The sequence below is a fragment of the Nonomuraea sp. NPDC050556 genome (genome assembly GCF_044457355.1).
Lineage (GTDB): Bacteria > Actinomycetota > Actinomycetes > Streptosporangiales > Streptosporangiaceae > Nonomuraea.
The window spans coordinates 803,257-816,474 of record NZ_JBITGU010000002.1 but is presented as its reverse complement, the minus strand read 5'-3'; the positions used below and the strand labels follow the sequence as shown (position 1 = coordinate 816,474).

The following is a 13,218-nucleotide window of genomic DNA, read 5'->3' as shown; positions in this document are numbered from 1 at the left end:
GACGTCATGCAGATCATCGACAGCGGGCGCTTCGTCCCGGCGGCGGATGGATCCGCCGACTTCGCCGAGCACCTGAGCGTCCCCGCGCTCAGCTTCGGCACCTACTCCATCCCGGCCGGCGCCAAGGACGACCAGTCGCCGCACAACGAGGACGAGATCTACGTGGTGACGAGCGGGCGCGCCTCGTTCACCTCGGGCGGGGAGACCGTCGAGGTCGGCCCGGGAACCGCCCTCTTCGTCCCGGCCCGCGAGGAGCACCGCTTCCACGACGTCACCGAGGACCTGGTGACGCTGGTGTTCTTCGCACCCGCCTACAGCGGCATCCCGCAGGACTAGAGGCCCGCGGCCGCGGCCTCGTGCGAGCGCGCCAGGTCGGGCCGCCCGAGGGCGCGGTGGGCGGCGGCCAGGCCCCGGCGGGCCTGCGCCTCCTCCAGCGGGGTCCCCACCGCGGTGGCGATGGCGAGGGCCGCCGAGTAGTGCCCCACGGCCTCGTCTCCCGCGGCTGCGTCGCCCGCGGCCAGGGCGACGTCGCCGAGACCGAGGAGGGCCTCCACCTCGCCGTTGGGGAAACCGAGCTCGCGATACTGCAGCAGCGCCCGGCCGAGATAGTCGCGGGCCTGCTGGTAGTCGCCCAGTCCCGAGCAGAGCATCCCCAGGTCGGTGAGGATGCTGGTCTCGCCGCCCAGGTCGCCCACCTCGCGGTACAGCGCCAGCGCCTCCAGGCAGTGCCCGCGGGCCTCCTCGTAGCGGCCCTGCCGGATGAGCACGATGCCGAGATTCCCCAGCGACGCCGCCTCGTTGCCCCGGTCGCCCGTCTCGCGGCACAGCTCCACGGCCCGCAGGTGGTGCTGGTAGGCCAGGTCGTACTCGCCCTGCGCCTCGTAGACCAGCCCGAGGTTGTTCGACGCGCGGGCCTCGCCGATCCGGTCGCCGATCCGCGCGCACAGCTCCATGGCCGCCCGGTGGTTGTCGTGGGCCTGGCCGTACTGGCCGGTCTTCCAGTACACGCCGCCGAGGTTGATCAGGGCTCTGGCCTCGTTCTCCGCGTCGCCGACGAGGCGGCTGGCGGCGAGGGCGCTCTCCTGGACGCTCCGGGCGTCCGCGTAGTGGGCGTGCGTGAAGAGGTAGCGGTGCAGGACCGCCGCCAGCTTGATGGTGTGGCCTGCCCACTGCTCGACGCCGCGGGCGGCAAGGGCGGCGAGGTTGGCCCGCTCGGACTCCAGCCACGCGCTCGCATCCTGCTCGCCGCGCAGCCGTACGGTCTCGGACTTGGGCTCCTCGACGGTGGGCCGGAGTTGCCTGAAGTCGGGGAAGAGCAGGTCGCTGGCCGTGCAGACGGCGTAGAGCGCCTGGTCGAACAGCCGGGTCAGCGGCTCGTCGCCCTCCTGCTCGGCCGCGCTGCGCGCGTGGTCCCTGAGCAGGTCGTGGAAGGTGTAGCGGCCCGGCTCGTGCTGGAGCAGCATGTGGGCGTCGAGCAGCTCCTCCAGCAGTTGCTCGGCGTCGTCGGCCGGGATCCCGGCCAGCGCGGCGGCGGCGTACGGCTCGAAGTCGGTGCCCGGGTGCAGCCCGAGCAGCCGGAACAGGCGCTGCTGGGCCTCGTCGAGCTGCTGGTACGACAGGGTGAACGCGGCCGCCACCCCCCGCTCGGAGGTGGACAGCTCGCTCAGCCTGCGCCGCTGGTCGCGCAGCCGTTCCGCCAGGTAGGCCACGCTCCAGCGGGGCCGGTGGCGCAGCCGGGCGGCCGCGATGCGCACGGCCAGCGGCAGGAAGCCGCAGAGCTGCAGCACGTCCAGCACCGCCGTCGGCTCCTCGACGGCGCGCGCGCCGACGATCGAGGTGAACAGGGTGATGGCGTCCTGCGCGGGCAGCACCTCCAGCGACAGCGTGAAGGCGCCGTCGAGGTCCACGAGGCGCCGTCGGCTGGTGATCAGCATGAGGCTGTGCGAGGCGCCGGGTAGCAGCGCCCTGACGTGGTCGGCGTCCAGCACGTTGTCCACCACGACCAGGACGCGCCGGTTGACCAGCTCGGTCCGCCACAGCGCCGCCCGTTCGAGCTCCCTCTGCGGGATCCGCTCCGACGGGACGCCGAGCTGGCGCAGCAGGGTCTCCAGCGCGACCGCCGGTTCCATCGGCCGCTGGCCCGCGGTGTGGGCGTGCAGGTCGACGAAGAGCTGCCCGTCGGGGAAGCGGCCGGCCAGCCGGTGCGCGGTGTGCACGGCCAGCGTGGTCTTGCCGATCCCGGCCATGCCGTCGATCGCCGAGATGGTCACCACGCCGCCGTTGGCCGCCCACGAGTCGGCCAGCCGGTCGAGCTCCTCGGCCCTGCCGGTGAAGTCGGGGATGTCGAAGGGCAGGAAGGAGCTCGCCTCCCGGGCGGCCGGGGCGTCGCTGAGGATGGATCGTTCCAGGTCGAGGAAGGTGCGGCTGGGGTCGAGGCCCTGCTCCTCGACGAGGCGCTCCCTGAACGCGCGGCCCGCCGCCAGCGCGTCCACCTGGCGGCCAGAGCGGTGCAGCGCCAGCATCAGCTGGCCGGACAGCCGCTCGCGCAGCGGATGCTCGGCCACGTGCGCGGTCAGCTCCTCGACCAGGTCGGCGTGGCGGCCGAGGTCGAGCTCCACCTCGATCATCCGCTCGACGGCCGCCAGCCGCCGTTCCTCCAGGCGGCGTACGGCGTCGCCGACGTAGTCGGCGTTCATCCCGGCGAGCGGCTGCCCCTGCCACAGCGCCAGCGCCTGGCGGAGCAGGCGGGACGTGGCGTTCCTGTCCTCGGTCGCGTTCGCCTCGGCTACCAGGCGGGTGAACTCGTCCATGTCGAGCTGGCCCGGCTCGGGCACGATCACGTATCCGGCGGACCGCGTCTGCAGGATCTCCCCGGCGCCGGCCTGGCGCAGCACCTGGCGCACCGCCGCGATGGACGCGTGGAGCTGGGAGCGGGCGGTGTCCGGCGTGGTGTGCCCCCACATCGCGCCGATCAGCCGCTCGGTGCTGATCACCGTCCTGGCGTGCAGGAGCAGGTAGGCGAGCACGGCCCGGTGCCGCGGCGCCGCGCCGGACACCTGCCGCCCGTCGGCGGAGATCGCCACCGGCCCGAGCACGGTCAACTTCACGCTCAAAAATGCCCCTATGTAGTGATCCATGGCGATCGCATGGGAAATCTAGCAACTCGCTCTCGGATGATGCGTTCGCAGTCCACCTAACAAGAGAGCGAGACACCTTATGTCCGGACTTCCGCTGATCCAGTCGGACACCGCCACCGGCCAGGCCGCCGAGCTGCTCGACGGCGTGCAGAAGGCGCTCGGCGTCACCCCCAACATGACCAGGGCGATGGCCAACAGCCCCGCCGTGCTCAAGGCGTACCTGGACTTCTGGGGCGCGCTGGGCGAGGGCGCCCTGCCCTCCGCCCTCCGCGAGCGCATCGCGCTGCTGGTCGCCCAGGAGAACGGGTGCGACTACTGCCTGTCCGCGCACACCTACATCGGCACCAAGCTCGCCGGGCTGAGCGAGGAGGAGGCCACCGCTGCGCGCAAGGGCCAGGCCGGTGACGCCAAGGCGGCCGCGGCGCTGACGCTGGCCACCGCGCTGCTGCGCAACCAGGGCGACGTCTCCGACGCAGAACTCGACGCCGCCGGCGAGGACCTCTCGCACGGGGAGATCGCCGAGGTCGTCGCGCACGTGGCGCTCAACGTGTTCACCAACTACCTCAACAAGGCCGGCCGGGTCGCCATCGACTGGCCGCTCGTCCGCAGCGACAGCTGAAAGGCACCTCCATGCGCATCGACGTACACGCCCACCTCTGGACCGACGCCTACCTGGACCTCCTCGACTCGTACGGCAGAGCCGACACGGGCACCCAGCGCGGCACCGGGGCAGGGGCCACCGAGAAGGAGCTGGAGGCGCGCTTCGCGCTGAACGACTCGGCGGGCATCCAGCACCAGGTCCTGTCGGTGTCGCCGCAGGTACCGCACTTCGCCGACCGGGCGCAGGCGGTGCACGCGGCGACGTTCGCCAACGACCTCTACGCCTCGGTGGTCGCCGAGTGGCCCGCGCGGTTCTCCGCCTTCGCCGCGCTGCCGCTGCCGCACGTGGACGCGGCGCTGGCCGAGCTGGAGCGGGCGCTGGACCAGCTCGGCATGGTCGGGGCCACCGTCACGACCGACGTGCTGGGCCGCACGCTGGCCGATCCCGCGTTCGCGCCGCTGTTCGAGGAGCTCGACCGGCGGGGGAGCGTGCTCTACGTGCATCCCTCAGGGCACGACGCGGACACCCCGCTGATCGGCGAGCACCGGATGCGGTGGATGGTCGGTGCGCCGATGGAGGACACCATCGCCGCGATGCACCTGATCCTGGCGGGCATCCCCGCCAGGTATCCCCGGGTGAAGATCATCATCTCGCACCTGGGCGGTGCGCTGCCGATGTTGCTGCAGCGGGCGGACAACCAGTACCAGTGGGAGTCGCCGGAGACGCAGGAACAACCCAGCCTGGCCGTACGAAGGATGTGGTTCGACACCGTCAGCCACGGCCACGTGCCCGCCATCAGGGCGGCGGCCGAGTCCTTCGGCGCCGACCGGCTGGTGCTGGGCACCGACTTCCCCTACCAGAGCGGCGACCTGCTGCGGCGGGCCGTCACGTCCATCGAGGACGCGCTGTCCCCGGACGAGGCCGACGCCGTCCTCGACCGGAACGCGAAGGAGCTGCTCGGCTGATCAGGCGGCCGCGTCCCGGTGGGCGGTGTCGGCGCCGACACCGCCCAGCGGGGCATGGAGCCGGGCGCGCAACACGCTCGAATCCGCGCAAGATACGCAACCCGGCGGCCACCATCCCTGGGCCTGGAGGGCGCCCCGAGCGCGGGCCCGCCGCCGTGGCGCCTGTACCGGTTCACCTTCCACACCGCCTGCGGAGCCGTCGGGTGTCTCACGCCGGCGTTTCCGGCGGTAGCCCGAACGCGGCGAACAGCCGGGGCTGCTGGAAGGCGGTGATCTCGGTGATCAGCCCGCCTTCGACGCGCAACACCTGCAGCGCCGTCGCGCGGAAGGCGGTGTCGCCCGGCCGCCGCAGGTAGAAGGCCATCGCCGGCTGCCCGTTGGCCCCGGTGAACCGCAGACGCCACCGGCCGGGCGGCTCCCCGCCGAACGCGTAGGCCGCGTAGTCCGCCCGGCTGCGCCAGACGCGCGGGTCGGGCGGCATCCACACCACGAGGTCCTCGTGCAGCAGCGCGAGCACCGCCTCGGTGTCCCCGCGCTCGTGCGCGGCGAGGTACCGGTCGAGCATCAGCCGGTCCTTGCCGTCGAGCGCGGCCGGCCGTACCCACTCCGACCGGTCGGGCAGGTGCTCGCGCAGCGTCGCCCTGGCGCGCTGGAGCGAGCTGTGCACAGCGGTTGCGGTCGTCGTGAGGAGCGAAGCGGTCTCGCGGGCCGGCCACCCGAGCACGTCGCGCAGGATGAGCACGGCCCGCTGGCGCGGCGGCAGCAGTTGCAGCGCGGCGAGGAAGACCAGCTCCATGGTCTCCCGCCCGACGGCCGTCTCGCCGGGATCGTCAGGGTAGGGCTGCAGCCACGGAACGTCGGACAGCTCGTCCACCTCGGGTTGCCGCGCCCGGTGCCGCAGCCGGTCGAGGCAGGCGTTGGTCGCGATGCGGTACAGCCACACCCGTGCCGAGGACCGCCCCTCGAAGGAGCTCCAGCCGTGCCAGGCACGCAGCAGGACGTCCTGGAGCAGATCCTCCGCCTCGTCGAAGGAGCCCAGCATCCGGTAGCAGTGGACGTGCAACTCCCGCTCGTGGCGGCCGACCAGGTCGGCGAACGCCGCTTCGTCGATCACCTCCATGAAGACGATCCCCGGCAGGGAAATTCATCGCTCACCCGCCGACGAATTCCCCGAACCCCGTCGTCTACACGGTCCGCAAACCCCAACGAGAGGACGAAGAACGTGCGAAAGCTCATCCTGCGCATGCTGACCTCCATGGACGGCTTCATCGCCGACCCCAAGGGCGACCTGCGGTTCGGCCCCCACTGGAGCGAGGACCTGCAGACCTACTACGCCGACGCCTTCGCCGAGGCGGGCGGGCTCGTCTTCGGCCGGACGGTCTACGAGAAGTATGTCCCGTACTGGACGGGTGTCGCCGACGCGGGGCGGCACCCGAGCGGCCCGGCCACCGCGGCCGAGGTCAGGTACGCCACCAGCGTGCGCGACCTGCCGAAGTACGCCGTGTCGACGGGACTGCCCGACCCGGCGGGCAACACCACCGTGCTGCGCGAGGACCCGGCGGCCAGGATCGCCGACCTCAAGAGGGAGAAGGGCGGCGACCTCCTGCTGATGTGCGGCCCGTCGTTGCTGGCGACGCTGGCCGACCACATCGACGCGTACCTGCTCGACGTCTACCCGATCGCCCTGGGCCAGGGCACCCACCTGTGGCGGGACCTGCCGGAGCCGAGGGAACTCCACCTGGCCGCCTCCCGCCGCTTCCCCGGCGACGTCCTCGTGAACACCTACACGTCCTGACCCAGGTGGTCCTGGAGCTCGGCGTGGCGGAACTGGTAGATCGGGCCCACGGCGCGTAGCAGTCCCAGGCGGTGGGCGTCGTCCAGGACGGGCATCAGCCCGCGCGGGAGCGTTCCGTTCAGCGCGAAGCGGGTGGTGGCGATCACGTAGGCCATCCACGCGTGATGGTGTCCTGCCGCGAGGGCCGCGGTGAGCCCGAAGGTGACGGCGTAGCTGAGCCCGACGGCCAGGCCGAAGGCGGGTGTCTCGCTGGCGGTCGCCGCCAGCCCGGCGGCCACGCCGCCGGTCAGCGCGCTGGCCAGGCCGGTGGTGGCGGCGCGGGTGAGGTTGAGCGCCCGGTCGGCCCGCCAGCTCGCCATCGGGGTGGAGGCCTGGCCCTCCGGGGTCGGCGCCTCCGCCCACGCGGTGAACACGGCAGCCAGCCCGAACGCGACGGTGACGGCCGCGCCGGAGACGGTCCCGGCGAGCAGCGCGGGCACGAACCCGACGTTCAGCGTCATCGCGACGGCCATCACGGCTCCCGCGGCGAGGCCGATGGCCAGGGCGCGCTCCAGCGCGGTGACCAGGCGCGGCCGCGACCAGGGGCGGCGACGGCGCAGGCGCAGGTCGGCGAAGCCGGGCGGCTGGCGGGCCCAGGACCGCGCCGAGACGGCGGTCACCAGCCCGGCGGCCAGGCCGAACCCCGTCCCGTAGCCGAGCCCGCCGGGGAACGCGGCGGCTGGCCCGACCGCGTAGAACATGGAGCACACGGAGGTGAGGATGATCGCCAGGGCCACGGCGCCACCGATGACGGCCGCCGTTCCCGTGGAGATGGTCCCGGCCAGCTGCCACCACGCCAGGTCGCGGGTGCCGGACCTGGCCAGGTGGCCGAGCCAGCGCCGCAGCTGCTCTGGGTCGTGCCTGCGCCTGGGGCGGAACGGGTCGTTGGGCCTGGCGCTGGGCGGGCGGCTCTCGATGAGGGCGGGGATGAGCCCGTCGAACAGGTGGGCGCGCAGCGCGGCCGCGTCGGGGAACCGTACGGGATCGAGCAGTGACGCGGGGTCCGCTGCGCTGGGGGCGAGGTAGACGGTGCGGAGCAGCCACAACCCCAGCGGGGTGGCGATGACGTCGGCCAGGGCGCCGGGCGCGGCGAGGACCTCCTCCCAGGCGTGCGCGCTGGAGGGAGGCAGGCATCGGCGCAGGTAGGCCGTGGCGTCGGCGGGCGCCAGCGGTTGCGGTTCGATCACTTGGGCCGAGGTGAGCACGTCGGCCGCGCTCTCGACGGCGACGGCGTAGTCGGCCGTGCGGGCGGTCACCACGAGCTGGTCGGCGCCGCCCAGGCAGCGGTTGAGCGCCACGATGACCGCCGCCTGCGCGGGCGCGGGCAGCTCGTCGAGCCCGTCCAGGACCGGCAGGATCTGCCCGCGCCCGGCGAGCGCGGCCGCGGAGTCCGCGTCCAGCGCGGGGTAGTCCTTGGCCAGCCGTACGGCCAGCCAGTCCTGGAGGAGCGGGAAGGCGGCTGGGTCCCAGCCCGCTGCGGAGACCAGCACAGGCACCGGCTCGTCCGGATGGTCCCTCCTGCTGGCCAGCAGGTCGAGCAGCAGTTGTACGGCCAGCGTCGTCTTGCCGGTACCCGGTCCGCCTAATATCACCAGACGGCGCCGGCGCATCGCGCGGAACCGCGCGGTCAGACCGGCGATGTCGCCACTGCTGGCCCTGAGCGGCTGGCCCGACGGTCCCCGGTTCTCCGGGTGGTCCACCAGCCGCTGGTCGCCCGTCGCCCGCCAGCGCACCGGGATCGGGTCGGGGTCGTCCAGCGAGCGCAGCGCCGCCTCGGTGCGCCACTGCTGCTCGACCAGCCCGGCGAGCACCTCCTTGGCCTCGGCCAGCGGCGACGTCCTCGCCGGAGCGGTCACCTGCCGTACGGCTCGCACGCCCGGCTGTCGCTGGTCGCCGCTCAGCCCGAGCACCAGCTCGTGATAGGCGGCGTCCCACTTGGTCCGGCTGGCCAGCTCCTCGGGGACGGAGCGGCCGGTCGACGCGGCGACGCGCAGGCAGGTGTCGACGAAGACCTCGAAGTTCTCCCGCTGCGGGCAAACCGGGCGGCTCCTGCTGGTCATGCCCGCGATGGTGCTGCGTTTGAGCCGCAGGGGCGGTTGCCCGGCGCCGCGCCTGGGGGTGCGCGCGCTGGCGATCTCCAGGTCGCGCACCGAGATGGCGGCGGCGTCCTTCAGCGCGCGCAGCCGCTCGGCGAACTGTGCCCGTGGATCCACGTGAGCAATTACATCGCGAAGTCCCGGTCCAGGGGGAAGATGGGACGCTTCAGATGCCGGTACGGCAGGCGCGGCAGGTCCTGGTCGACCCCGCCGGGGGTCAGGGCCAGCATCCAGTCCCGCGCGGCCTCGTAGAGCTCGGGCTCCAGGTAGCCGATCTTGACGGTGACCAGGTCGAGGTCGGCCACCTCCACGCCCAGCCGCCGGTAGGACTCCAGCAGCCGGTACTGCATCCGGCGCGAGGTGATGAAGACGCTCAGCCCGTCCACCCGCACGCTGGCGACGCGCCCGCCGTCCGGGTCGTCGGCCAGCGCCTCCAGCACGCCTTCGAGCAGCACCGGTCCGGGCTCGCGGGTGTCGATCCTGCCTCCGGCGTACACGCTGATCGGGGAGCCGACCGCCACCCCCTCCAGGGAGGCGACGGCTGCCGGGTCGTAGAGCGAGGCGAAGACGGACCGCAGGGCGCGGACCTCGGGCCTGGCCAGCATGCGGGCGAGGGCGTAGGTGACGTCGTCAGCGCCGCCCGCGCCCGGATTGTCGCCGGAGTCGCTGATGAAGTAGGGCCTGGACGGGGACTTGAGCGCGGCGTCCAGGCACTCGTCCATCGGCGCGGCGGGTGCGACGAAAGCGAACTCCTCCCGCGCCTCCCAGAACGCCCGCCCCAGCTCGGCGGCGGCCGACTCGGCCGCCTCCTCCGAGGTGCCGGTGGCCACGACCGCGCCCATGCAGCGCGGCTCGTCCGCCCACGCGAACCCGATCCAGATCGCCGCGTCGATCACCCCGGGCCGCGCCTCGATCTCGGGGATGCGGGCGTACAGCCCCTTGGCCGGCTCGGTGCGCGTGCTGGTCATCTCGCCCGGCAGCAGGATCGGCACGTGCACCAGCGCCTTGTACGGCCGGCCGCCCCCGCGCAGCGCGTCGAGCAGGTTGCGCGCCGCCCGCTCGCGCGTCTCCCACACGTCCACGTGCGGCGCCGTGCGGTAGCAGGTCAGCAGGTCGCACCCGGCGAAGAGCTCGTGGGAGACGTTGCCGTGCAGGTCCATCGCGGTCGACACCAGCGGGTCAGGCCCGATCACGGCGCGGATGGCGGTGATCAGGTCGCCCTCGGCGTCCTGGAGGCCGACCACGCTCATCGCGCCGTGGATGTCGAGCAGCATCCCGTCGAAGGTGCCGTGCGACAGCCCCTCGACGATCTCGGCCTTCCACGCGTCGTAGGCGGCCGCCTCGACGGCGCCGCCGGGCAGCGCGCGGGCGTGCACCAGCGGCACCCACTCCACGTCGGCGGCCCACGGCTCGGACAGCCAGTCGTAGCGGTCGAGCAGGGCCTGGCCGCGGGTGACCTCGAAGTCGTCCGTGCCGCTCAGGTGCGGGGAGAAGGTGCTGGACTCGATGTGGATGCCGCCGACGGCGACACGCAACGGGCGGGACACGATGAAAGAAGCTCCTTCTTACGCGACTTTTTGCGGGGTGGCGGCGCGCACCAGGTGGGCCAGGCCCAGGAGGGCGGCGTCCGGCCCGGCGAGGCTGGCCTCGATGGTCAGCGACTGGGTCATCGACGCCAGGCACCGCTCGTAGAGCATGCCGCGCGCGGCCGCCACGTACACGTCGAGGCTCGACAGCGCGCCGCCGATGACGACCCTGTCCGGGTTGAGGAAGTTGACCAGCCCCGACAGCGCCACGCCCAGCAGGCGGCCCGCATGGCGGACCGTGGTGACCACGGCGGGGTCGGCGTTGACGGTGGCGGAGATGACGTCGCGGGTGCTGGTGACGGGCAGGCCGCGCCCGGCCAGGTCGCGGGCCAGGGCGGCGCCGCTGGCGACGGTCTCCAGGCAGCCGCGGCCGCCGCAGGAGCACTCGCGCTCGCCGCTGTCGGCCACCCGCACGTGGGTGACGTCGCCGCTGAGTCCGCGCCCGCCGCGGTAGATCTGCCCGCCGGAGACCAGGCAGCCGCCGATGCCCGTGCCCGCCTTGACGTAGATCATGTCGCCGCCGTCGGCCTGCCGTACGACGTGCTCGCCTATTGCGGCGGCCTTGGCGTCGTTGTCGACCACGACGGTCACGCCGAAGCGGTCGTGCAGGTCGCTCTGGGCGTCGTAGCCGCTCCATCCGGGCATGCGGGCGGGGCCGATGAGGCGGCCGAAGGGGTATTCCACCGGGCCGGGCAGCGCGATGCCGACGCCGAGCAGGTCCTGGCCAGGACCGATCCTGGCGAAGGCGGCGCTCACCTCGTCGAAGACCGGGGAGGGGCCTGCTCCTATATCGATGACGCTCTCCTCGACCGCGAGGAGGCTGCCGTCGGTGGAGCACAGGCCGATCCGCGCGTGCCCGGCGCCGAGCTCGGCCACGCCGTACACGCCGCCGGAGTGGCGCAGGCGGAGGATCTTGGGCCGGCGGCCGCCGGTGGAGACGCCCACGCCCTCCTCAAGGATCACGCCGTCCTCCAGGAGGCGGCGCACGACGCTGGAGACCGTCGACGGCGCGACCTGCAGTGTTTCCACCAGGTCGGCGCGGGAGGTGGCCCTGCCGCTGGCCAGCAGGCTCAGCGCCTGCTCACGCAGGGTGGCCGGATCCGACATACCTCTCCTCCCAGGGGGCGCGCATCAGGTGTCCATCATCGGGCACGACGCGACGGGAACATTACACCGAAATAAGCCCGCCGAACAAAGTACATTTTTCGGTTGACTTCCGTTTGTTCCGTCAATACATTCGTCGGCTGAGCGCGCCCGGAAGGGAAGACGCACGTCTCGACGAGGAGAAACATGGGGACGAGAACCCGCATTGTGTGCGGCGTGGCGGCCATCGGGCTCGGCCTGACCGCCTGCAGCGGCGGCGGTGGCGGCCAGGCGGCCGCACCCGCCACCCAGGGCAAGGACACGGCGACCGTGGCCTTCCGCACGCCCAACTGGATCCTGCCGATCTCGGCCCCCGGCTTCACCCAGGGCGAGAACGACATCTTCTCCACCGCGCTGTACCGCAAGCTGTACACGTACAAGCTGGACGGCTCCAGCGCGGACAACATCGACCCGCAGCGCTCGCTCGCCGACGCGCCGCAGGTCAGTGACGGCGGCAAGACGCTGACCATCACGCTGAAGGACAACACCTGGTCCGACGGCAAGCCCCTGACCACCAAGGACATCCAGTTCTGGTGGGACCTGGTCACCGCCAACAAGGACAAGTGGGCCTCCTACCGGCCCGGCGGCTTCCCCGACAACATCGCCGCCTTCAAGGTCAAGGACGAGAAGACGTTCTCCTTCACCACGAAGAAGGCCTACAACACCTCCTGGTTCGTCGGGAACCAGCTCAACCGCATCGTCCCGATCCCGCAGCACGCCTGGGACAAGGGCGACGCCAAGACGACCTTCGCCCAGCTCACCGAGGCGGCCAAGGACCCCAAGACCTACGCCACCAACCCGCTGTGGCAGACCAACAGCGGCCCGTGGAAGCTGTCGAAGTACGTGCCCAACGGCGAGGTCGAGCTCGTCAAGCAGGCCACCTACTCCGGTCCTGACAAGCCGAAGCTGAACAAGATCGTGCTGCGGCCGTTCACCGGCGACGACTCCGAGTTCAACGTGCTGCGCGCGGGCGACATCGACTACGGTTACATCCCACCCGCCAACCTGTCACAGCAGGACTACCTGAAGTCCAAGGGCTACACGATCTCCCCCTGGTACGGGTGGTCGATCACCTACCTGCAGCTCAACTTCAACAACCCCAAGACCGGCGCGCTGTTCAAGCAGCCGTACCTGCGCCAGGCCCTGCAGATGCTCATCGACCAGCCGACCATCAGCAAGGTCATCTGGGGCGGCATGGCGGCTCCCACCTGCGGCCCAGTGCCGTCCAAGGGAGAATCCTGCGCCTACTCCTTCGACCCCGCCAAGGCCAAGCAGCTGCTGACCGACAACGGCTGGAAGGTCGCCCCGGACGGGCAGACCACCTGTGAGGGAGACTGCGGCGAGGGCATCGAGAAGGGCACCCCGCTGGCCTTCACGGTGACCAGCCAGTCCGGCTTCACCGCGACGTCCAAGATGTTCGCCGAGATCAAGTCGCAGATGGCCAAGGTCGGCGCGGTGCTGACCATCAAGGAGGTGCCGGACTCCGTCGCCGTCACCCCGGCCTGCAAGCCCGCCGACGCCAAGTGCTCGTGGGACATGTCCTTCTTCGGCTCCCAGGGCAGCTGGTACTACCCGGCCTTCGCCTCCGGCGAGCGCCTGTTCCAGACCGACGCCCCGGTCAACCTCGGCAGCTACTCCAACCCCGAGGCGGACAAGCTCATCGAGGCCGCGCAGTTCTCGTCCGACGCCCAGCCGCTGACGGCCTACAACGAGTTCCTGGCCAAGGACCTGCCGGTGCTCTGGATGCCCAACCCGGTGTACCAGATCTCGGCCTACAAGTCGGGGCTGCAGGGCGTGGACCCGCAGGACCCGATGAACCTGATGTACTTCCAAGACTGGTCCTGGAAGAGCTGACC

General features: G+C 72.0%; 10 protein-coding genes. 5 read left to right on the top strand and 5 right to left on the bottom strand.

All coding sequences use genetic code 11. The annotated features are described in order from the left end of the window. Positions 1–6 precede the first annotated feature (6 nt). The gene (locus ACIBG8_RS21855) at positions 7–336 is read left to right on the top strand and encodes a cupin domain-containing protein (protein WP_397344699.1); all 330 of its coding nucleotides are present in this window, start codon (positions 7–9) and stop codon (positions 334–336) included. On the opposite strand, the gene ACIBG8_RS21850 is transcribed toward ACIBG8_RS21855, so the two are convergent. Continuing rightward, positions 333–3,107 carry a BTAD domain-containing putative transcriptional regulator gene (locus ACIBG8_RS21850; protein ID WP_397346157.1) on the bottom strand — a complete coding sequence of 925 codons (2,775 nt, stop codon included), beginning with the start codon at positions 3,105–3,107 and terminating at the stop codon, positions 333–335. The two genes, ACIBG8_RS21855 and ACIBG8_RS21850, sit on opposite strands and share 4 nt — an antisense overlap. Positions 3,108–3,216: 109 nt before the next feature. Here ACIBG8_RS21850 and ACIBG8_RS21845 point away from each other — a divergent pair, with 109 nt between their 5' ends. Then, complete coding sequence (locus tag ACIBG8_RS21845; protein WP_397344698.1) at positions 3,217–3,756, top strand: carboxymuconolactone decarboxylase family protein; 540 nt, start codon at positions 3,217–3,219, stop codon at positions 3,754–3,756. Positions 3,757–3,767: 11 nt separating this feature from the next. Further along, complete coding sequence (locus ACIBG8_RS21840; RefSeq protein ID WP_397344697.1) at positions 3,768–4,703, top strand: amidohydrolase family protein; 936 nt, start codon at positions 3,768–3,770, stop codon at positions 4,701–4,703. 208 nt (positions 4,704–4,911) lie between these two features. Here ACIBG8_RS21840 and ACIBG8_RS21835 read toward each other — a convergent pair whose 3' ends face one another. Beyond that, entirely contained in the window at positions 4,912–5,823 is a 912-nt protein-coding gene (locus ACIBG8_RS21835) for an RNA polymerase subunit sigma-70 (RefSeq protein WP_397344696.1), read from the bottom strand. A gap of 102 nt (positions 5,824–5,925) precedes the next feature. Between ACIBG8_RS21835 and ACIBG8_RS21830 the strand changes: the two genes are divergently transcribed. Then, positions 5,926–6,498 carry a dihydrofolate reductase family protein gene (locus ACIBG8_RS21830; RefSeq protein WP_397344695.1) on the top strand — a complete coding sequence of 191 codons (573 nt, stop codon included), beginning with the start codon at positions 5,926–5,928 and terminating at the stop codon, positions 6,496–6,498. Here the strand turns inward: ACIBG8_RS21830 and ACIBG8_RS21825 are convergent. Genes ACIBG8_RS21825 through ACIBG8_RS21815 form a run of 3 tightly spaced genes read right to left on the bottom strand, consistent with a single transcriptional unit; the run spans position 6,486 to position 11,326 of the window. Further along, a complete protein-coding gene (locus tag ACIBG8_RS21825; protein WP_397344694.1) occupies positions 6,486–8,750 on the bottom strand; it encodes an NACHT domain-containing protein in 2,265 nt (754 codons plus the stop codon). The genes ACIBG8_RS21830 and ACIBG8_RS21825 overlap by 13 nt on opposite strands. A gap of 8 nt (positions 8,751–8,758) precedes the next feature. Continuing rightward, on the bottom strand, positions 8,759–10,180 hold the full coding sequence (locus ACIBG8_RS21820) for a M81 family metallopeptidase (RefSeq protein WP_397344693.1): 1,422 nt from the start codon (positions 10,178–10,180) through the stop codon (positions 8,759–8,761). A gap of 18 nt (positions 10,181–10,198) precedes the next feature. Continuing rightward, entirely contained in the window at positions 10,199–11,326 is a 1,128-nt protein-coding gene (locus ACIBG8_RS21815; RefSeq protein WP_397344692.1) for an ROK family protein, read from the bottom strand. Between the two features lie 183 nt (positions 11,327–11,509). Here ACIBG8_RS21815 and ACIBG8_RS21810 point away from each other — a divergent pair, with 183 nt between their 5' ends. Continuing rightward, positions 11,510–13,216 carry a peptide ABC transporter substrate-binding protein gene (locus ACIBG8_RS21810; protein ID WP_397344691.1) on the top strand — a complete coding sequence of 569 codons (1,707 nt, stop codon included), beginning with the start codon at positions 11,510–11,512 and terminating at the stop codon, positions 13,214–13,216. Positions 13,217–13,218 lie beyond the last annotated feature (2 nt).